The organism is Burkholderia reimsis (assembly GCF_003294055.1).
GTDB classification, from domain to species: domain Bacteria; phylum Pseudomonadota; class Gammaproteobacteria; order Burkholderiales; family Burkholderiaceae; genus Burkholderia; species Burkholderia cepacia.
The window spans coordinates 43,502-62,481 of sequence record NZ_QMFZ01000047.1 but is presented as its reverse complement, the minus strand read 5'-3'; the positions used below and the strand labels follow the sequence as shown (position 1 = coordinate 62,481).

Sequence of the window (18,980 nt, the reverse complement as noted above, 5' to 3'; positions counted from 1 at the left end):
CGTTCGACGAGCGCGAACGCGGCGGCCTCGCCGATCGAGATGCCGTCGCGCGCGACGTCGAACGGACGGCACGGCCGGCGCGACAGCAGTTCGAGCGAATTGAAGCCGTACAGCGTCGTCAGGCACAGCGAATCGACGCCGCCGACGACGGCCGCATCGATCAATCCCGCCTCGATCATGCGGCGCGCGGAGCCGAACACTTTCGCGCCGGACGAGCATGCGGACGAGATCGCCATCGCCGGCCCGCGCAGCGCGAAAAACGCGCGCACGAACGCGGCCGGCGAATACGGGTTGTGCGTGTGGGCGTAGCGGAAGTCGGCGGGCAGTGCGCCGCTCGCCGGGTCGCGGCGCTGGTATGCGCGCTCGGTCTCGAGGATGCCGGCCGTGCTCGTGCCGACGAACACGCCGACGCGCGCCGCGCCATGGCGCGCGACGGCCGCCGCGACGCGTGCGTCGAAGCCGTCCTGCATGAGGCCGAGCTGCGCGAGGCGGTTGTTGCGGCACTCGAAGTCGGCGAGGTCGGCGCGCACGGGCTGCGCGTCGACGCCGTCCACCGCGCCGATCCACGTGTCGAGATCCGCACGCTCGAAGTCGCAGGGCGTGAGCCCGCCGCGCGCGTGGCGCAGTGCATCGAGGGTCGCGTCGAGGCCGCGGCCGATGCAGCTGGTGGCGGTGAAGTGCGAGAGCAGGAGAGGTTTCACGAGGGTCGCATCCGGTGGCCGGAACGGGCGCCGCAGCAGGGCTGGCAGGCGCGCCGCTCGAGGTCAGATTTTATCAAACGGGGGGGCCGAACAGGCCGGCTCGCGTGGCCCGGCCGGCGGTTTGGGCGCGAGCGCCGCGCGCAGCGTGACCCAGTGCAGCTGCGCGTCGGCGGCCGCGCGCAGCACCGCTTGCAGCACGTCGAGCACGACCGGTTCGCCGCGCGCGTCGCGCGCCGCGTGGCCGTCGTGCACGAGCAGGATGTCGCGCGCCGCGAGACCGTGCAGCAGACGGCGCGTGACGGTCGCGGCATCGTGTGTGCGCGTGTCGAAACCGCGCCGCGTCCAGCTCGCCAACTGCAGGCCGAGCTCGCACAGCACCGGTTCGAGGAACGGATTGCGCAGGCCGGCCGGTGCGCGGAAGAACAGCGGGCGCGTACCGGCGATCTCGGTCAGCGTCCGTTGCGCGGCCGCGATCTCGCGCCGCAGCGCGGCGGGCCCCGACAGCGAGAACGTATGCCGGTGCCGCTGGCTGTGGTTTTCGATCGCGTGGCCGCGCGCGACGATCGCCTCGATCCAGCGCGGATGACGGCGCGCGAGATCGCCGATGCAGAAGAACGTCGCGCGCGCGTCGTAACGGTCGAGCAGGTCGAGCACGCGCGGCGTGACGTCGGGGTCCGGGCCGTCGTCGATCGTCAATGCGATGCGGCGGCCGGCGCCGGGCGGCAGGCGCGTCCAGTTCGGCCCGAGCAGTGCGCTGCGCGGCCACAGGCCGGCGGCGGTCAGCGCGAGATGCGACGCGACCACGCCGCCGACCGCCCACGGCCACACGGCCGGCTGCGCGACGACGGCGGCTGCCGCGCCCGCGTGCAGCGCGGCGGTGCCCGCGATCAGCGGCGTGGGCCGCCAGCGGCGCGCATCGCCGGGCTGTCGGTGCGGAACGGACGACGGTGCATTCATGCGCGGCTTCCTTGATGGCGATGGCCGGCTGCGGCCGCGCGCGGCGCGAGGATCGCCGCGAACGCGAGCGCGAGCATCGCACCCGGGCCGACGGTCAGCCCGAAGGTCTCGAGCAGCGGCACGCGCGACAGTGCCAGCAGCCCGAAGCCGGCGACCGTCGCGAGGTTCGCGATCAGCAGCGACACGAGCGTGTGGGGCGTGACGGGCTGCGCGTCGTCGCGCTTGCAGAAGAACAGCGCGTAGTTCGAGCCGACCGCGACGATCAGCAGCATCCCGACGAGGTGCAGGATCGTCAGCGGCACGCCGGCGAGCGCGAAGCCGGCCGTCACGACCAGCACGGCCGCGACGAGCGGGGCGAGGGCGCGCACGACGCGGCGCGGCGAGCGCAGGGCGATCAGCAGCAGCACGGCGATCGCGGCGAAACCTGCGAGCGACAGCCGGATGTCCTCGTGCACGTAGCTCACGTACAGGCGATCGGCTTCGGCCTTCATGTCGACGAACAGCGCATCGGGCACGCCCGCGCGCGCGACGGCCGCGCGGATCGGTGTCGCATCGAGACTCGACGCCGGTTGCGCGGTGCGGGCGGCATCCGGCGCGCGCAGCGGCAGCATCGCGCTCCAGCGGCCGTCGCGTTCGGTCAGCAGCGCATCGACGGCGAGCGCCATCGACGTGCCGCGCAGGTCCGCGCGCGTCAGCAGCCGCGCATGGCGCGCGGCTTCGACGTCGGCGATGAACGGTGCGAACAGGCCGGGCCTGACCGCGATCGGCTGGTTCGCGACGGCGTCGCGCATCCGCGCGGCGAGCACATCGGCATCCGGCAGGCTCGCGAGGCGCGCGCGTTGCGCGGCGTCGCTCGGCAGGAAGCGCGCGGGGGTTTCGAAACCCGCGAGCGCGCCCCGGTCGACGAGCGGCTGCAACTGCGCGGCGACCCGTTCCGCGCGTTCGAGCGCGGCCTGTTCGGTCGGCGCGGCAATCACGACGAGGTAGCGCACGTCGGGCGCGCCGACATCGGCGCGCAGCCGTGCGTCGAGCGCCTGAGCTTGCGCGGGCACGGGGCTCAGCGCGGCGAGTTCGCGGCTCCACAGGCCGTCGCGATGCAGCACGAGCGTCGCGCCCGCGGCGATCACCAGCACGGCGAGCGGCCAGCGCAACCGCGGCGCGGCGTCGGCCGCGCGCGCGAGCACGGCGCCGATGCGCGACACGTCGCGGATCGCGACATGCTCGCCGCGCAGGTGCGGCAGCACGAAGCGCGTGACGAGCGCGGCGGCCGTCAGCCCGACGATCGAATACAGCCCGAGCTGCACGAGGCCGGGGAACCCAGAGAACAGCATCGACGCGAAACCGCACACGGACGTCAGCACGCCGAGCCGGATCGTCGGCCAGTACGCGGCGACCCACGCGCGTGTCGCGTCCGCCGGGCGCGCCGCGCCGCGTGTGCCGGCCTGCGCCGATTGCACGAACAGGTAGATCGAATAGTCGACGGCTTCGCCGATCAGCGTCGTACCGAAACCGAGCGTCAGCCCGTGGACCGTGCCGAACGCAACGCTGACCGCCGCGATTCCCGCCGCGACGCCCGTCAGCACCGGCAGCAAGCCGAGCGCGAGCGTGCGCGGCGAACGGTACAGCGTCAGCAGCAACGCGACGATCAGCACGACGCTCGCCGTCGACAGCCGTTCGACGTCGTGCCGGATCGTGTCGCGCGTGTCGACCGAGAACACGCCGGGGCCCGTCATCGCGAGCGTGGCAGCGGCGTTCGGCACGGCCTGCTTTGCGGCGGCGAACGCGCGGCGCACCGCGTCGATCGCACGGGCCTGGGCATCGGTATCGGAACCGGCGGCGGCCGTCTGCACGACGAGTACCGCGCGGGTGCCGTCGCGCGACGCCCACACGCCGTCGCGGCTCGCCGGTTGCGCCGCGCCGTCGAGCTGGTCGACGAGCGCGGCGACTTCGCCGGTCGGGTCGCGCGGCAGCATCGCCTTGGCCACGAGGCCGGCCGACGAGCTCAGCAGGTCGAGGCTGTCGCCGAGCGCCTGGTGCAGGCCGTCGGCGCTGAAGCGCTGCGGCGTGACGGCCGGGCTCAGCAGGTAGCGGTGATCGAAGATGAACTGCCGGTCGCGCGCGTCGTTTGCCGCTTCGCCGTTGTGAACCGCCGCGAACTGCGGGTCGGCGCGCAGCGTGCCGGCCACGCGCCGCGACAGCGCGGCGCGCGTGGCCGCATCGCCGCCGTCGATCGCGACGAGGATCAGCCGCGACACGATGCCGTCGCGCAACTGGTCGACGAGCACGCGCTGCCCGGCGCTCGGCGAACTCGGCAGGAACGCGGACAGGTCGGCCGTGAAGTGCGCGCGCCCGATCGCGACGCCGCACGCGACGAGCGCGAGCAGCCACACGAGCACCGCGCGCTGCCGCAGCGCGTGCACGCGGCGGGCGACCGGCGAAGACGGGGGCCGGGTGCGTTCGTCCATCAGTTCGGGTTCGCCGGAACGGGTTGCAGGCGCATCACCGAACGGTCGCCGTCGGCCTGCCGGATCGCGACGCTGCGCAACAGGTCGCGCGTGCCGTCGAGCGTGATCGTGCTGACGACCTTCAGCATCCGCGAGTCGAGCGGCGTAAGCGTCAGCGTCCAGTCGTCGCCGCGCCCGGCGAGTGCGACCTGGTAGACCTGCTCGAGCGCGAAGCGGTTGCCGGCGAGCGTCGCGCGGATGCTGTCGATGAACGCGCCGAGTTCCGGATAGCGCGCGAGCGCGAGCGTGTACTTGCGGTTGTTGCGCTCGACGGTGAGCATGTCGCCGTCGACGACGAGGTGTTCGGGCTTCGGGCTCAGCGTGTGCTTCTCGAGATGGTCGGGCGCGACGAACACGAGTTCGCCGGACGATTCGACCGGCTGCGTCGCGATCGACAGGTACTTCGTCTCGGTGAATGTCGCACGCCCCGACTTGTGCTGCGCGAGCGTCGACATCAGCCGGTCGAGGGTCCACGCGGGCGCCGCGTCGGCCGCCCGCGCGGGCGCGGCGGCCAGCGCGATCGCGGCGGTGCTTGCGGCGATGGCGGCGGCCAGCGTGCGGACGGCGCGACGCAGGGCGGGCGTGAGCGTGGGCAGGCGGCGAACGGCGGTCATGCGTCGGAATCCCTTGTGACGGACAGGCCGGCACCGGCGCACGCGGCGTCGCCGCGCACGGCCGCGGTCGCGGCATCGCCGCCGTGCCAGAAGTCGAAATAGTTGAACCAGTTGTACGGTGCCGAGCGACAGTACCTGTCGAGCAGCGCGACGTAGCGCGCGAGTGCCGCGTCGACGGCCGCCGCGCGCGCGTCGCGCCGCACGTCGGAGAAATCGGCGAGCGTCTCGAAGTGCACGTCGTAGCGGTTGCCGTCGCGATAGAGGCCCGTCATGAAGATCACCGGGCGCCGCAGCATCGCGGCCATGTAGAGCGGCCCGAGCGGGAACGCGGCCGGCGCGCCGAGCAGCGGCAGCCGCCGCAGCGATGCGGCCGCGTCGTCGAGCAGCGTGCGGTCGGCGAGCATGCCGACCATGCAGTTCGCGTCGAGGCGCTCGCGCACCTTCAGCATCGAGTCGACTTGCCCGAGCGGAATCACTTCCGGCTGCGCGGCGGGATTCACCGCGGCGAGCGTCGCGTTGATCTTGCGCGCGTTCTTCTCGTACATCGTCACGACGACGCGCAGGTCCGGGTGCGTGCGGCCGATCGCGCGCACGACCTCGAAGCTGCCGAGATGCGCGCCCATCAGGAACGCGCCGCGTCCGCTCGCGAGCGCTTCGTCTACCAGCGTCTCGCCGTGCAGCCGGATGTCGAACAGGTCGAAGCGCCCGTTCATCAGGTAGATGCGGTCGTGGATCGTCGCCGCGAACGTGAACACGTGCCGGTACACGTCGCGCCAGCGCGCGGGGCGGCCGAGCACGCGGCGCAGGTAGTCGCGCGATGCCGCGCACGCGACCGGCGAAAACAGCACGAAGTACGTCGCGATCAGGTGCAGCACGACGCGCGCGCGCGGCCGGCCGAAGCGCAGCGAGATCCACGTCATCGCGCGCAGCAAGCCCGCATTGCTGCGCTCCTGGCGTTCGGCCCACGTGGTGCGCTTCATGGCTGCGCACCGTCCTGCCCGGCCGGCGGCGCGGACAGCACGCCGCTCGCGACGTCGCGCGCCCCGGCGCGCAGCGTGAAGCGGATCGCACCGCTGGCCGCGGCGTCGTACGCGAGATCGAGCGGCTCGCCGGGCGCGACCGGGCTCAGGAATTTCGCGGACCCGAGCCGCCACGCGTGCAGCGGGCGGTTCAGCGCGGTGCCGAGCGCATGGATCGCGTGATCGAGCAGCACGACGCCCGGCACGACCGGATGGCCGGGGAAGTGGCCGGGGAGTGCCGGGTGATCGGCGGGGATCGTGAACCCGAGTGCGGGCGTGCCGGCCGGATCGGGCACGGGCACGGGCACGGGCACGGGCACGGCCGCGGGGCGCGCATGTTGCGCAACGAGTGCGGCGAGCACGTCGCGCGGCAGCTTGCCGGTTTCGTTGCGCGGCAGCGCGTCGACGAACACGAGCGGGCGCGGCATGAACGCAGGATCGATCCGTTCGCGTAGCGCGCGCTGCAGGCCGGCTGCGGTGAGCGTCGGCGCGACGACGAGCGCGACGAGGCGCGTGACCGGCTCGGGGCGGGTGTCGTCGTGTGCCGCCGCGGCTTCGTCGGGCATGAAGAATACGCCGTCGAGCACCTGCGGAATCGCGTTGAGCTGATGGTTCAGGTACGCGAGCGACGTGCGCTTGCCGGCGATGTTGACGAGGTCGGCCTTGCGGCCGTGCAGCAGGAACCGGCCGTCGCCGAGCAGTTCGAGTGCATCGCCCATCGGCACGGGGGCCTCCACATGTCCGCCCGACACCCACACGGTCGGGCCGCTGTCGTCGTCGTCCGGTTCGGCGCGCGCGTCGAGACAGATGTCCGGGAACAGTTCCCATGCCGCGCCCTGCGACGTACGGCGGGTGGCGATCTGGCCGGTCTCGGTGCTGCCGTAGATCTCGACGAGCGGCGCGTCGAGCGCGGCCTCGGCTTCGCACGCGAGCTTTTCCGACAGCGGCGCGGTGGCCGACAGCACGAGCGCCGCGCGCGGCAGCGCATGGCCGGCCGCCAGCAGCGCACGCAGGTGGATCGGCGACGTGACGAGCACGCGCGGCTGAGGGATCGCGTCGAGTTCGTCGCGAATGTCGACCGGGTAGAACGGCTGGCGGTTGCTGAACGCGAGGCCGCCGATCAGCGCGAGCAGCACCGTCGACTCGAAGCCGTACATGTGCTGCGCGGGCACCGTGCCGATCAGCGTGGCCGCGCGGCCGTCGAGCAGCCCGAGGCGGTCGGCCGCCGCGCGCACGCAGCCGACCAGGAAGCCCCAGGTCTTGCGGTGCGGCACCGGCGCGCCGGTCGAGCCGGACGTGAACACGTAGGCCATGATCCGCGCCGCATCGATCTGCGGCACGGCGAACGGCGTGTCGTCCGCGAGCGCGCCGGGGGCGGCATCGGGGTACGCGAAGCGCGGCAGGTCGATCGTGCAGTCGGGCGCATCGTGCAGGCAGAACGCGTCGGGCGCGAACGACGCGAGCTGGCGGACCATTTCCGGCGTATGCGTCGACGGCAGCAGGCTGACCTTACCGGCGACGAGCGCGGCGCACAGGCTGACCGCGAAGCGGTAGCGGTCGCGGCACACGTTGAACACGTGCGCGCCGGCGGGCAGCGCGGCGGCCACGCGCGCGACGTCGGCGACGAACGTGCGCACGGTGACGGGCGCGCCGTCGCGCCAGGCGATCGTCTGGTCGGGCGACGAATGGAAAACCAGCGGGTGAGTCGGCATAAATCGGTCGAAACAGGAGCGAAGGCCGGCGCGGCCGCGTTGCGGCGCCGCGCCGGCCGTGAATTCATCGTGATGCCTGCGACGCGTGTGTCGTCGCGCGATACGCGCGCACCGCGTCGACCATGCGCGGTCGCGGTTCGTGCGGCAGGGCGAAGCGTCGGCACGCGTGCTCGGCCGCGAACATCACGGCGACGAGCGGCAGCGACAGGTAGTTCGCGAACGTCGACCACGTGACGATCGGCGCGGTCGCGAACAGCAGCGTCGACACGGCGGCGATCGCGACGAAGAACAGCGTCCACGCGAGTGTGATCTGCCGCGTGTAGTGCGCGACGGCCGGCGTGATCGCGCCATGGATCATCGTCGCGAAATGCGTGCACAGCGGCACCTTGCCGGCCGCGAGCGTGCGGCCGAACAGCAGCGCCATCGCGAGGTTGAAACTCGCGTGTTCCAGGTACAGGCCCCATTCGAAGTGCCGCGCGAGCGGCACGCGCGTGGCCCACAGCGCGGCGGCGGCAAGCAGCCATGCGGACACGAACCCGATGCGATGCGGCGAGCGCAGCGCCGCGCCGAGCGCGAGCAGCAGCGGCGGCACGAGCGCCATCGCGAGGCCGAGGCCGTGCGCGCCGGGCGTCGCGGCCGCGTAGTGCGCACCGGCCTGGTATGCCGCGACGGCGCCGACCGCGGCGATGCCGCGTGCGACAGGCATCAGCCGGCTCATCGACGGCCTCCGTGCGCGCGGCGCGAATACCCGTCACCGGCGGCCGGGCGGCGGCGGACGGACGGGCGAACCGGAACGGAGCGGAAGGACGGGCGCGGCATGGCTGGCGACATCGGGCGGATCGTGGCCGGACGCGAGGGTCGGGCCGTCAAACATCATATGAAAGGCGGCCGGGACGGGTCCGGGCCGGTGGTCGGGCACGCTCATTTTAGGGCCGCGGCACCGCGTGTTCGGAGCGGGCGCGAACGGGTTTTGTAACCGATTGTATGGCGCCGGACGAACGGTTTCGCGGGGTCGGTCCATTTCCATCCAAAGCGGCTCAAGCATCTGCTGCATCCGGGGCCCGCAACGGGGCGCGGCGCCGGCTCGCCAGTCTGTAACCATTGGCGGTATACGGCCCGATACCCGTTCGTCTAGAATCCGCGTAACTTTTACAAACGATCCCCAAAAACGCAGGCGGGGAAGCCGGCAGACGCCGGAGGGACGGAGATTCGCACGCGCCGGGCGTGCTTGGCGATTGCCGTTTCCGGGCGCCTTCCGCTGCCACGGGCCGCCTGCCCGCACGCATGATGAACGCACTGGAACAAGAGCTCGCCACGCTGATCATCGGCGAACTGAATCTCGAAGACGTCCCGCTCGAAACAGTGACGGCCGACACCCCGCTGTACGGCGAGGGTTTCGGGCTCGACTCCATCGACATCCTGGAAATCGCGCTGCTGATCTCGAAGAAATACGGCTTCGAGCTGCGTTCGGACAATCCGGACAACCAGAAGATCTTCGCGACGCTCGGTGCACTGGCTGCGTACGTCGCCGCGCACCGCACGAAGTGACGGCGTCGCGCACGGGCGCGGCGCGCAGATGATGACGGCACGCGGCCGCGATCGGCAGACGATACGCGACCGCGTCGATCGAGGTGGAACGCGATGAACGGAGCAATTCGATGCGGGCGCTCGTGACGGGCGGCAGCGGCGCACTCGGGCAGGCGATCTGCACGGCGCTCGCGCAGGCCGGCCATGAAGTGTGGGTGCATGCGAACCGCCATCTCGCGCAGGCGGAGGCGGTCGCGCAGCAGATCGTCGCGGCCGGCGGCACCGCGCGCGCAATCGCGTTCGACGTGACCGACGCCGATGCGACGCTCGCCGCGCTGGCGCCGCTGGCCGACGATGCGCCGGTGCAGATCCTCGTCAACAACGCGGGCATTCACGACGATGCACCGATGGCCGGCATGTCGCGCCGGCAGTGGCACAGCGTGATCGACGTGACGCTCAACGGCTTCTTCAACGTCACGCAGCCGCTGTTGCTGCCGATGATCCGCACGCGGCGCGGACGGATCGTCAACATCGCGTCGGTGGCCGGCGTGACCGGCAATCGCGGGCAGGTCAACTACGCGGCCGCGAAGGCGGGGCTGATCGGCGCGACGAAGTCGCTGTCGCTGGAGCTCGCGTCGCGCGGCATCACCGTGAACGCGGTCGCGCCCGGCATCATCGAATCGCCGATGGCCGAACAGGCGTTTCCCGCCGAACGCATCAAGCAGCTCGTGCCCGCGCAGCGCGCGGGCCGGCCCGACGAAGTCGCGGCGATGGTCGCGTACCTGGTGTCCGACGCCGCGGCCTATGTGACGGGACAGGTGCTGTCCGTCAACGGCGGGCTCGCATGACGAAGGGCGCGGCGTCGGCGCGACGTAACGCAACGCGGCATAACGCAACGCAGCGCAGCGCATGCCGAGAGGTTGCGCGGCCAGCGCCGCATAGTGAGGAAATCGAAGTGTCCGTGCATCCAGTCGACGCCGAACGGCGCCCGTGTTCCCTGTCGTCCTCCGCTGCGCCGCTCGCGCGCGGGCAGGCGGCGGCCGGGCCGGCCGCATCGCGACCGGGCGTGCCGCTCGCGCACGACGAGGGCCGCGTGCTGCGGCTCGTCCGGATGAGCGATGCCCGGCTCGCCGCGTTGCTGCACGACGCACGCAGCCGTGACGACGGATTCGACCACGTGTTGCCCGGCGCACTGGGCGCGGTGTGCATCGGCGCGGGCGACCTGCAGCGCGCATCCCGAACCGGATCGCACGCGGCCGCGGCGGCGCGGATGCTGGCCGAAGTCGTGCCCGACCTGCCGGTCGCGCCGGTGCCGATGGCGCTGCTCGGCGCGGGCATCGCGCCGGACGACGCCGTCTGCGAAATCTGGCAATGCCATGCGCGCGACCTGCGCAGCGAACGACACGGCGCGCTGCACTATCGCTACAGCGAGGCGGCGGGTCTCGTGTTCGGCAGCATCGTCGTGCACGAGCGCGACACGCCCGACGCGCATCGCGACGGCGGCACGCCGCTCGAACGCGCGACGCACGATGCGTACCGCACGCTGTTCGACGTACTCGATTCGCTCGGCATGCCGCATCCGCTGCGCATCTGGAATACGGTGCCGGCGATCAATGCGGTGCAGTTCGGGATCGAGCGCTATCGTCAGTTCAATATCGGCCGCCAGCATGCGTTCGACGCGTGCCGGCGCGCGCTGACGGGCGGCGTGCCGGCCGCGTGCGCGCTCGGTTCGGTCGTGCCGGTCGCGGGCGATGCATCGCCGGCCGCGCCGCTCGCGATCCATTTCCTCGCGAGCCGCACGCCGGCCGATCCGATTGAGAACCCGCGCCAGGTCAGCGCGTATCACTATCCGGCGCAGTACGGCCCGCGGGCACCGACGTTCGCGCGCGCAGCCGCATGGCCGGCGGGCGATGCCGCGCCGGTGCTGTTCGTGTCGGGCACCGCGAGCATCGTCGGGCATCGCACCGTGCATTTCGGCGACGTCGTCGCGCAAACGCGCGAGACGGTCGCGAACCTCGCGGCCGTGCTCGAGCAGGCCGCGCGCCAGGGGCACGGCCCGTTCACGCTCGCCGACCTGAGCTATCGCGTCTACGTGCGCGACGCCGGCGATGCCGCGGCGCTGGCCGCGATCGGGCAGGTGCTGCACGACGCGGCCGGCCCCGGCGTGCGGCCGCTCGTCGTCCATGCGGACGTGTGCCGCGACGACCTGCTGGTCGAGATCGAGGCCAGCGCGGGTCATGAGGAGGCGTGGCTGTCATGAAGCGTGAGAGCCTCACGATCCGGCAACCGGCTCCGCATTCGGGCGGCGCCGACGAAGCCTGCCGGCGTTCGCCGGCAAGTCATAAACTTTTGTCAGGATCCCCGTCTTCGCAATCGGCCGTTTCCATGTCCAAGCAGCACGCCTCGTCCACCCATCTCGTCCTGATTCCGAGCTACAACCCGGGCACCAAGGTCGACGCGACCGTGCGCAATGCGCGAGCGCAGTGGAATCCGGTGTGGGTCGTCGTCGACGGCAGCACCGACGGCAGCGCCGAACGGCTGCAGGCCATGGCCGAACGCGACCCGGGGTTGCGCGTGATCGTGCTGCCCGAGAACCGCGGCAAGGGCGCCGCGGTGCTTGCCGGGCTCGACGCGGCAGCCGCGAGCGGCTTCACGCATGTATTGACGATGGATTCCGACGGCCAGCATCCGGCCGACCTGATTCCCGCGTTCATGGCCGCGTCGCAGGCCGCCCGCGACGCGATGGTGCTGGGCGTGCCGAAGTTCGACGCGAGCGCGCCGCAGTTGCGCGTGCAGGGCCGCCGGCTGTCGAACGCGTGGGCCGACCTCGAGACGCTGTGGGCCGGAATCGGCGATTCGCTGTACGGGTTTCGCGTGTACCCGGTCGCGCCGCTGGCCGCGATCATGCGCCGCCAGCCGTGGATGCGCGGCTTCGACTTCGATCCCGAGGCGGCCGTGCGGCTGTGCTGGGCCGGCGTGCGTCCGATCCGCATCGACGCGCCGGTGCGCTATTTCGGCCGTCACGAGGGCGGCGTCTCGCACTTCCACTACGGCCGCGACAACGCGCTGCTCGCGTGGATGCACCTGCGCCTTTTCACCGGCTTCGTGGCGCGGCTGCCGATGCTGGTCGCGCGGCGGTTGGCGCGACGCCACGATCAGACCGCCTGAGCACACCCGATTTTCATGCCGATCGTCGCCCGGTCGCGGCGATTGCCCCGCTTTTTGTCATCAATCCCGCGCCGGTGCACCGCTTCGTTCCAGTTTGCCGAGTAATGAACGTGTCATCCGATGTAAACATCTGGTAATTTTCTGCCGGATTATGCAAAATCGCCGCTCCCAAATAAAACTATCGAGGGATCCGGGATGCAACTCAAGAAAGCGGTGGCAGCGTGTGGCGTGGCGTTTCTGTTGAGCGCGTGCGGCGGGGTACAGAGCCTTGACGCGAACAGCCTGACGTCGGCGGGGACGAGCCTGTACAAGGCAGCGACGTTGTCGGATGCCGACATCGCCGCGCTGTCGAACGATTCGTGCAAGTCGAGCGATGCGGAATCGAAGGTCGCGCCGGCGAACAGCGCGTACTCGAAGCGTCTGACGAAAGTGATGAAGGGCTTCGGCGACATGACGCTGAACGGCCAGAAGATCAACTACAAGGTCTACATGACCAAGGACGTCAACGCGTGGGCGATGGGCAACGGCTGCGTGCGCGTGTACAGCGGCCTGATGGACATGATGAACGACGACGAGCTGCGCGGCGTGATCGGCCATGAAATGGGCCACGTCGCGCTGGGTCACTCGAAGAAGGCGATGCAGACGGCCTACGCGGTCAGCGCGGCGCGCACCGCGGCCGGCGCGGCATCGCCGGGCGTGGCGGCGCTGACGAGCTCGCAGCTCGGCGACATCACCGAGAAGTTCATCAACGCGCAGTTCTCGCAGACGCAGGAAAGCGCGGCCGACGACTACTCGTTCGACCTGATGAAGCAGAAGAACATGAACCAGAAGGGCCTCGTGACCGCGTTCCAGAAACTCGCGCAGCTCGATGGCGGCAAGAGCTCGATGATGAGCTCGCACCCGTCGTCGTCGAGCCGGGCGCAGCACATCCAGGATCGCATCGCGAAGGGCAGCTGATCGCCGCCCGATGCGCCGGCTCCGTCCGGCGCCCTGGATGAACGAAACCCCACGCTTCGCGGCGTGGGGTTTTTGTTTTTCGGGGGACCGGAAACGGCTGGCCGCTTGCTTATGGCACCATCCCCGGCAACACATACGCCTGCACGAGCGTGATCAGGCCGACGATCACCGCGAACAGCAGGCTGTGCCTTACCGTGAAGCGGAACAGCTCCGACTCCTTGCCGACGAGGCCCGTTGCCGCGCAGGCCACCGCGATCGACTGCGGCGAGATCATCTTCGCGGTCACGCCGCCCGTCGTGTTCGCGGCCACCGCGAGCGTCTCGGGTACGCCGAGCTGATGGGCCGTGGCCTGCTGCAGCGAGCAGAACAGCGCATTCGACGACGTGTCCGAGCCCGTCAGGAACACCCCGAGCCAGCCGAGGAACGGCGAGAAGAACGGGAACGCGGCGCCGGTCGCGGCCAGCATCAGCGCGAGCGTCGACGACATCCCCGAATAGTTCGCGACGAACGCGAATGCGAGCACGAGGCCGATCGACAGGATCGGGCGGGTCAGTTCCTTCAGCGTCTCGCCGAATGTGACGAGCGCATCGCGCGGCTTCATCCGCAGCAGCACCATCGAGATCAGCGCGGTCACGAGGATCGCGCTGCCCACTGCCGACACGAGATCGATCTTCAGCACGGCGTCGAGCGCCTTCGGCGTCGCGGCGATCGGTGCGGTCTTCACGACGAGCTGGTCGAGCCCCGCCACGTGGAATTTCAGCACGGTCGACGCGAGCGCGCCGTGGGCGGCGAACAGCGCCTTGAACGGCGCGATGCTCCACACGGTGACGACGGCCGTCAGGATCAGGAACGGCGACCATGCGCGCACGGTCTGCGCGAGCGTGTACGGCGATGCCTGCCGGCTGGTGCCCGCGCCGGAGCCGTTGCGCGAGCCCGCGCCGCCGAAGCCCGCGAGCGCGGCGCCGCCGCCCGACGCAACGACGCTGCCGGCCGCCTGCTTCGCGGTGCGCGGCTGCCAGACCTTCAGGAACGCGGCGAGCGCGACGAGGCTGACGAGCGACGACGTGATGTCCGGCAGCTCGGGCCCGATGTGGTTCGACGTGAAGTATTGCGTCACCGCGAAGCTGCCGCCCGCGACGAGCGCGGCGGGCCAGGTCTGCCGCACGCCGCGCAGCCCGTCCATCATGAACACGAGCCAGAACGGCACCGCGAGCGACAGCAGCGGCAACTGGCGGCCGGCCATCGCGCCGATATGGAACGGGTCGATGCCCGTCACCTGTCCGGCGACGATGATCGGGATCCCCATCGCACCGAACGCGACCGGCGCGGTGTTTGCAATCAGACACAGTCCAGCCGCGTGCAGCGGCTTGAAGCCGAGCCCGACGAGCAGCGCGGCCGTGATCGCGACGGGTGCGCCGAAGCCGGCCGCGCCTTCGAGGAACGCGCCGAACGAGAAGCCGATCAGCAGCATCTGCAGGCGCTGGTCGTCGGTGATCGACAGCACGGACGCGCGGATGATGTCGAACTGGCCGGTCTTCACGACGATCTTGTACAGGAACACGGCCGCGACGATGATCCACGCGATCGGCCACAGGCCGTATGCGAAGCCGAAACCGGCCGCCGCGAGCGCCTGCGGCACGGGCATCCCGTATGCGAGGATCGCGACGCCGAGCGACAGCAGCAGCGTGATCGCCGCGGCGACGTGGCCCTTGAGCCGCAGCGCGGCCAGCGCGACGAAAAAGAAAATGATCGGGATTGCGGCGACGAACGCCGACAGCCCGAGGCTGCCGAGCGGCGTATAGATCTGGTGCCAAACCTGCATGGGTGTCTCCTCCATCTGTGTCTGTCTATCTATGGGTATGGGTGGGTAAAGCGGGGGCTACTCGGGCTGGCCGCGTGCGCGCAGCAGGTCGGACAGGCTGCGCGGTGCCGGTTCGAGCGGCGTGCGGTGCTGCGTCCAGCCCATCTGTTTCGCGGGTGTCAGCGCACGCAGGCGCGTCGCGGTCCAGCGGAACGCGCGGTACGCGCGCGGATGCGCGAACGCGCCCGACCAGAAGCGCCACACGAGGTCTTCCGCGCGGGTGTAGTTCGCGCCCTGGCCGCGCAGCGGATGCGCGACGGGTTCGTCGGGCTTGCGGTTCGCCTCGGTACGCAGCCGCACGAGCAGTTGCGGGATCGGGATCCGCACCGGGCACACCTCGCCGCATGCGCCGCACAGCGTCGACGCGGTCGGCAGGTCGGCCGTCGCGTCGAGGCCGAGCAGGTGCGGCGAGATGATCTTGCCGATCGGGCCCGGATAGGTCGTGCCGTACGCGTGGCCGCCGATGCGCGTGTAGACGGGGCAGTGGTTCATGCACGCGCCGCAGCGGATGCACTGCAGCGTCGCGCGCAGCTGTTCGTCCGCATAGGCCTGCGTGCGGCCGTTGTCGAGCAGCACGAGATGCAGCTCGCGCGGGCCGTCGCGTTCGCCGTCGCGGCGCGGGCCCGAGATCAGGTTGAAGTAGGTCGTGATCGCCTGGCCGGTGGCCGAGCGCGTGAGCAGGCTCGACAGCGGCACGATGTGCTCGAGTTTCTCGACGACCTTCTCGATTCCCATGATCGCGACGTGCGTGTCGGGCACCGTCGTCGACAGGCGGCCGTTGCCTTCGTTCTCGACGAGCCACAGCGTGCCCGTGTCGGCCGCCGCGAAGTTCACGCCGGACAGGCCGATGTCCGCATCGGCGAAAGCGCGCCGCAGGGCGCGCCGGCCGGTCTGGATCAGTTCGTCGACGTCTTCCGTGTAGCGCGTGCCGGGGATGTGCTCCTCGAACAGTTGGGCGATGTCGCCGCGCGTCTTGTGGATCGCCGGCATCACGATATGCGACGGCTTCTCGCCCGCGAGCTGCACGATGAATTCGCCCATGTCGGATTCGATGCAGTCGACGCCGTGCTCCGCGAGGTAATGGTTCAGCTCGATTTCCTCGCTCGCCATCGACTTGCCCTTGATCACGCGGCGCGCCTTCTTCGCCTGTGCGATGCCGAGCACGATCGCGTTCGCGTCGGCGGCCGTCTCGGCCCAGTGCACGTGCACGCCGGCCTCGGTGAGCTTCGTCTCCAGCCGTTCGAGCAGCGCGGGCAACTGCGCGAGCGCGTGTTGCCGCACCGCTTCGCCGAGGTCGCGCAGCTGCTGCAGCTCGGCGTCGTCTGGGAACTGCGTCGCGCGCTTGCCCTGCAGGAAGTCCATCGCGCCGCGAAAGCTCCGGCGCAATGCGGGGTCGTCGAGCGCGGCGCGCGCGCGGGCCTTGAAGTCGCCGGGGGCGACGAATTGCAGCGTGTGGTCGCTCATTGCGGGAGGTCCTCGCGGGCGGTTGCAGCCGGCCGGGCGGCGGAATCGGTGACGATCACGACCCACAGGCGGCGCGGGCCGTGTGCGCCATAGGCGAGCGTCTGCTGGATGTCGGACGTCTTCGACGGGCCCGACACCAGCACCAGGTTGGTCGGCATGCCGGCGTGCCAGCGCTCCGCGTGGACGGCCGCGTGCAGGTCGGGATGCAGCGTGCTCGCATGGACGAGCGCGACATGCAGCGGCGGCACCAGCGACACCGTGCGCGGCGTGCCGGCATCGGGGGCGAGCACGACGGTGCCGGTGGCCGCGATGCCCGAACGCGCGACGGTGAAGCCCGCGTCGATCGTGTCGAACAGCTCGGCCTTCCACGCGTCGATCGGCCGGTCGAACGGCACGGGCGCAACCGTGTCGGGCAGCGCGCGGGCGAGTGCAGCGGATTCGGCGCGGGCCGGATCGAGCAGCAGCCGGCGCACGCCGGCTTCGGCGAGCCGCGCGGCGAGCTGCGCGGGCCATGCGTCGCCGGTCGCGCACCAGACGTCCGCGTGCGACGCGGTGAGCGCGGCCTGCATCGTGTGGGCGAGCGTGTGCGGATCGTGTGCGGTCCCGGCCTGCGAGCGGCGCGTGTCGTAATGCGTGTCGATGCGTGCGTCGAGCGCGCGGTCGGACGTTGCGGCGACGCCCGGCGCGGTGGCGCGCAGCCGCGCGAGGATCGCGTCGCGCGCGCTCATCGCTGGTCTCCGCGCAGCGACGCGGCGCTCGCGGTGCGCCGCCACAGGAAGCTGGCGAGGTGTTCGACCTGCAGCGCCGCGCCGGCTTTGGCCGCCGCGTGGCCGATGTTCAGCAGGCAGCCGCAGTCGGCGGACACGAGCCGGTCGCAGCCCGTCGCGCAGGCCGACGCGACCTTGTCGCGCACCATCGCGCCGGAGATGTCGGGATGCTTCAGCGAGAACGTGCCGCCGAAGCCGCAGCATTCGGATTCGCGTTCGTGTTCGATCCGTGTCACGCCCGGCAGCGCATCGACGAGCGCGACGCCGTGCCCACGCGTGCCCATCTCGCGGCGCGCCGCGCACGACGTGTGCAGCACGACGCGTTCGTCGGGCCCGGCGCCGGCCGTCGCCGCGTCGAGCCGCACGTCGAGCACGTGGACGAGGAATTCGGCGAGTTCATAGGTCCGCTCCGCGATCGCGCGGGCTTGCGGGCCGTACACGGGATCGTCGGCGAACAGCGCCGGCCAATGGTGGCGGATCATCCCCGCGCACGAGCCGGAGGGCACGATCACGGGCCACGGTTGCGCGAACACGTCGAGCTGCGCGGCCGCGACGCGGCGCGCTTCGTCGGGATTGCCGCTGCTGTAGGCCGGCTGCCCGCAGCAGCTCTGGCCGCGCGGATAGTGGACGGTCAGGCCTTCGCGTTCCAGCAGGCGGACCGCGTCGAGCCCGGCTTCGGGGACGAACAGGTCGACCAGGCAGGTCGCGAACAGATAGACGTGCGCGGGGGCGGCGGCGGGGTATTGCCTTTCGTTCATGTCTCGCTCCAGTGGCGACGGCCCGGCATGCGGATGCGGGACGACGATTTCGCTGCATAATTCCCGCGACGGCGCTGCGGCTCAAATTGGTTGGGCCAATCGGCGCGGCACGCATTGAGCGGGGAGACGCGACGATGGCAGCGATGACGGCACGGGGCCGGACCGAAGGGGTGATGCGCAAGATCGAGACGGCACTGCTCGACGGCACGTGGCCGGCCGGCGCACGCCTGCCGGCCGAGCGCGTGCTTGCGCAGCAGTACGGGGTTGCGCGCAATACGGTGCGCGAGGCGACCCAGCGGCTCGTCGCGCGCGGGCTGCTGCAGAGCCGGCGCGGCGCGGGCGTCTACGTGACGGACCAGTTGCGCGCCGGCATCGCGTCGCCGTGGGGGCAACTGGTCGCCGATCACCCCGCGCTGCGCGACGACATCCTCGAATTCCGGCGCGTGCTCGAAGGCGCGACCGCGTATTTCGCCGCGCTGCGCGCCGACGCGCACGACCGGCGCCGGATCCGTGCGCTGCTGCGCGAGCTCGAAACCGCGCACGCGAACGGCGCGGCAGCCGTCGAAGCCGCGACCGACGCGAAGCTGCACGAGGCAATCGCGCTCGCGTCGCACAACACGATGTTCCTGCACCTGCATACGAGCGTGATCGGGATGCTGCGTGAGCACATCTCGATCAACGTGGCGGGCATGACGACGCACGACGAGCACGCGTCCGAACTCCTGCTGCTGCAGCACCGCGTCGTGTGCGACGCGATCTGCGCGCAACGGCCCGAAGAGGCGCGCACTGCGATGCAGACCCATATCGACTACGTGCGCAGCCATTTCGAGCGCAGCGGCGACGAGGCCTGAGATTGGTCGGACTACTTCGGTGCGAGGCCCGCCCGGCGGGCACCTTCGGTGCGGCGGGCCTCGATGCCCGGCACGCGCGCGCACGCCCGCGGTTCGAGGCCGTCGGTGCCGCCCGCGCGA

17 protein-coding genes are annotated in these 18,980 nt (G+C 71.1%); 6 read left to right on the top strand and 11 right to left on the bottom strand.

What is annotated here, in order from left to right:
* The 7 genes from DPV79_RS35845 to DPV79_RS35815 form a co-directional block, all read right to left on the bottom strand.
* Window positions 1–701 (bottom strand): beta-ketoacyl synthase N-terminal-like domain-containing protein (locus DPV79_RS35845; protein WP_279636636.1); only part of this gene is annotated, 701 nt, incomplete at its 3' end.
* Between the two features lie 63 nt (window positions 702–764).
* Window positions 765–1,658 carry a polysaccharide deacetylase family protein gene (locus DPV79_RS35840; RefSeq protein WP_113047625.1) on the bottom strand — a complete coding sequence of 298 codons (894 nt, stop codon included), beginning with the start codon at window positions 1,656–1,658 and terminating at the stop codon, window positions 765–767.
* Window positions 1,655–4,123 (bottom strand): MMPL family transporter, encoded by a 2,469-nt coding sequence (locus tag DPV79_RS35835; RefSeq protein WP_113047624.1) that lies wholly within the window; start codon window positions 4,121–4,123, stop codon window positions 1,655–1,657. The genes DPV79_RS35840 and DPV79_RS35835 overlap by 4 nt, the downstream gene beginning before the upstream one ends.
* Window positions 4,123–4,776 carry an outer membrane lipoprotein carrier protein LolA gene (locus DPV79_RS35830; protein ID WP_060130607.1) on the bottom strand — a complete coding sequence of 218 codons (654 nt, stop codon included), beginning with the start codon at window positions 4,774–4,776 and terminating at the stop codon, window positions 4,123–4,125. The genes DPV79_RS35835 and DPV79_RS35830 overlap by 1 nt, the downstream gene beginning before the upstream one ends.
* Complete coding sequence (locus tag DPV79_RS35825; RefSeq protein ID WP_113047623.1) at window positions 4,773–5,756, bottom strand: LpxL/LpxP family acyltransferase; 984 nt, start codon at window positions 5,754–5,756, stop codon at window positions 4,773–4,775. The genes DPV79_RS35830 and DPV79_RS35825 overlap by 4 nt, the downstream gene beginning before the upstream one ends.
* The gene (locus tag DPV79_RS35820) at window positions 5,753–7,507 is read right to left on the bottom strand and encodes an acyl-CoA synthetase family protein (RefSeq protein WP_113047622.1); all 1,755 of its coding nucleotides are present in this window, start codon (window positions 7,505–7,507) and stop codon (window positions 5,753–5,755) included. The genes DPV79_RS35825 and DPV79_RS35820 overlap by 4 nt, the downstream gene beginning before the upstream one ends.
* A gap of 64 nt (window positions 7,508–7,571) precedes the next feature.
* Window positions 7,572–8,225, bottom strand: a complete 654-nt coding sequence (locus DPV79_RS35815; protein WP_059620555.1) for a COG4648 family protein — start codon at window positions 8,223–8,225, stop codon at window positions 7,572–7,574.
* Window positions 8,226–8,794: 569 nt separating this feature from the next.
* On the opposite strand from DPV79_RS35815, the gene DPV79_RS35810 reads away from it, so the two are divergent.
* From DPV79_RS35810 to loiP, 5 genes are all read left to right on the top strand, one after another.
* Window positions 8,795–9,055 (top strand): phosphopantetheine-binding protein, encoded by a 261-nt coding sequence (locus DPV79_RS35810; protein WP_042975727.1) that lies wholly within the window; start codon window positions 8,795–8,797, stop codon window positions 9,053–9,055.
* Window positions 9,056–9,165: 110 nt separating this feature from the next.
* Window positions 9,166–9,882 (top strand): 3-oxoacyl-ACP reductase FabG, encoded by a 717-nt coding sequence (gene fabG / locus DPV79_RS35805; RefSeq protein ID WP_021160651.1) that lies wholly within the window; start codon window positions 9,166–9,168, stop codon window positions 9,880–9,882.
* Between the two features lie 107 nt (window positions 9,883–9,989).
* Window positions 9,990–11,294 carry a chorismate transformation FkbO/Hyg5 family protein gene (locus DPV79_RS35800; protein WP_113047621.1) on the top strand — a complete coding sequence of 435 codons (1,305 nt, stop codon included), beginning with the start codon at window positions 9,990–9,992 and terminating at the stop codon, window positions 11,292–11,294.
* Between the two features lie 125 nt (window positions 11,295–11,419).
* A complete protein-coding gene (locus DPV79_RS35795) occupies window positions 11,420–12,202 on the top strand; it encodes a glycosyltransferase family 2 protein (RefSeq protein ID WP_113047620.1) in 783 nt (260 codons plus the stop codon).
* 195 nt (window positions 12,203–12,397) lie between these two features.
* Complete coding sequence (gene loiP / locus DPV79_RS35790) at window positions 12,398–13,159, top strand: metalloprotease LoiP (protein WP_021160648.1); 762 nt, start codon at window positions 12,398–12,400, stop codon at window positions 13,157–13,159.
* Window positions 13,160–13,268: 109 nt separating this feature from the next.
* On the opposite strand, the gene DPV79_RS35785 is transcribed toward loiP, so the two are convergent.
* The 4 genes from DPV79_RS35785 to DPV79_RS35770 are packed head-to-tail and all read right to left on the bottom strand — an operon-like array spanning window position 13,269 to window position 18,009.
* Window positions 13,269–14,981 (bottom strand): lactate permease LctP family transporter, encoded by a 1,713-nt coding sequence (locus tag DPV79_RS35785; RefSeq protein ID WP_113047627.1) that lies wholly within the window; start codon window positions 14,979–14,981, stop codon window positions 13,269–13,271.
* 57 nt (window positions 14,982–15,038) lie between these two features.
* The gene (locus DPV79_RS35780; RefSeq protein ID WP_113047619.1) at window positions 15,039–16,484 is read right to left on the bottom strand and encodes a LutB/LldF family L-lactate oxidation iron-sulfur protein; all 1,446 of its coding nucleotides are present in this window, start codon (window positions 16,482–16,484) and stop codon (window positions 15,039–15,041) included.
* The gene (locus DPV79_RS35775; RefSeq protein ID WP_113047618.1) at window positions 16,481–17,212 is read right to left on the bottom strand and encodes a LutC/YkgG family protein; all 732 of its coding nucleotides are present in this window, start codon (window positions 17,210–17,212) and stop codon (window positions 16,481–16,483) included. Before DPV79_RS35775 ends, DPV79_RS35780 begins: the two co-directional genes overlap by 4 nt.
* Window positions 17,209–18,009: a (Fe-S)-binding protein gene (locus DPV79_RS35770; RefSeq protein WP_113047617.1), complete on the bottom strand. Its 801-nt coding sequence runs from the start codon at window positions 18,007–18,009 to the stop codon at window positions 17,209–17,211. The genes DPV79_RS35775 and DPV79_RS35770 overlap by 4 nt, the downstream gene beginning before the upstream one ends.
* Before the next feature lie 134 nt (window positions 18,010–18,143).
* Here DPV79_RS35770 and DPV79_RS35765 point away from each other — a divergent pair, with 134 nt between their 5' ends.
* A complete protein-coding gene (locus DPV79_RS35765) occupies window positions 18,144–18,860 on the top strand; it encodes a FadR/GntR family transcriptional regulator (protein ID WP_027789137.1) in 717 nt (238 codons plus the stop codon).
* Window positions 18,861–18,980 lie beyond the last annotated feature (120 nt).

Bases quoted from the DNA above. Each gene is read 5' to 3' on its own strand.
- DPV79_RS35840 (WP_113047625.1), bottom strand. From the start codon at position 1,658: ATGAATGCACCGTCGTCCGTTCCGCACCGACAGCCCGGCGATGCGCGC.
- DPV79_RS35835 (WP_113047624.1), bottom strand. From the start codon at position 4,123: ATGGACGAACGCACCCGGCCCCCGTCTTCGCCGGTCGCCCGCCGCGTG.
- DPV79_RS35830 (WP_060130607.1), bottom strand. From the start codon at position 4,776: ATGACCGCCGTTCGCCGCCTGCCCACGCTCACGCCCGCCCTGCGTCGC.
- DPV79_RS35825 (WP_113047623.1), bottom strand. From the start codon at position 5,756: ATGAAGCGCACCACGTGGGCCGAACGCCAGGAGCGCAGCAATGCGGGC.
- DPV79_RS35820 (WP_113047622.1), bottom strand. From the start codon at position 7,507: ATGCCGACTCACCCGCTGGTTTTCCATTCGTCGCCCGACCAGACGATC.
- DPV79_RS35815 (WP_059620555.1), bottom strand. From the start codon at position 8,225: ATGAGCCGGCTGATGCCTGTCGCACGCGGCATCGCCGCGGTCGGCGCC.
- DPV79_RS35810 (WP_042975727.1), top strand. From the start codon at position 8,795: ATGAACGCACTGGAACAAGAGCTCGCCACGCTGATCATCGGCGAACTG.
- fabG (WP_021160651.1), top strand. From the start codon at position 9,166: ATGCGGGCGCTCGTGACGGGCGGCAGCGGCGCACTCGGGCAGGCGATC.
- DPV79_RS35795 (WP_113047620.1), top strand. From the start codon at position 11,420: ATGTCCAAGCAGCACGCCTCGTCCACCCATCTCGTCCTGATTCCGAGC.
- loiP (WP_021160648.1), top strand. From the start codon at position 12,398: ATGCAACTCAAGAAAGCGGTGGCAGCGTGTGGCGTGGCGTTTCTGTTG.
- DPV79_RS35785 (WP_113047627.1), bottom strand. From the start codon at position 14,981: ATGCAGGTTTGGCACCAGATCTATACGCCGCTCGGCAGCCTCGGGCTG.
- DPV79_RS35780 (WP_113047619.1), bottom strand. From the start codon at position 16,484: ATGAGCGACCACACGCTGCAATTCGTCGCCCCCGGCGACTTCAAGGCC.
- DPV79_RS35775 (WP_113047618.1), bottom strand. From the start codon at position 17,212: ATGAGCGCGCGCGACGCGATCCTCGCGCGGCTGCGCGCCACCGCGCCG.
- DPV79_RS35770 (WP_113047617.1), bottom strand. From the start codon at position 18,009: ATGAACGAAAGGCAATACCCCGCCGCCGCCCCCGCGCACGTCTATCTG.
- DPV79_RS35765 (WP_027789137.1), top strand. From the start codon at position 18,144: ATGGCAGCGATGACGGCACGGGGCCGGACCGAAGGGGTGATGCGCAAG.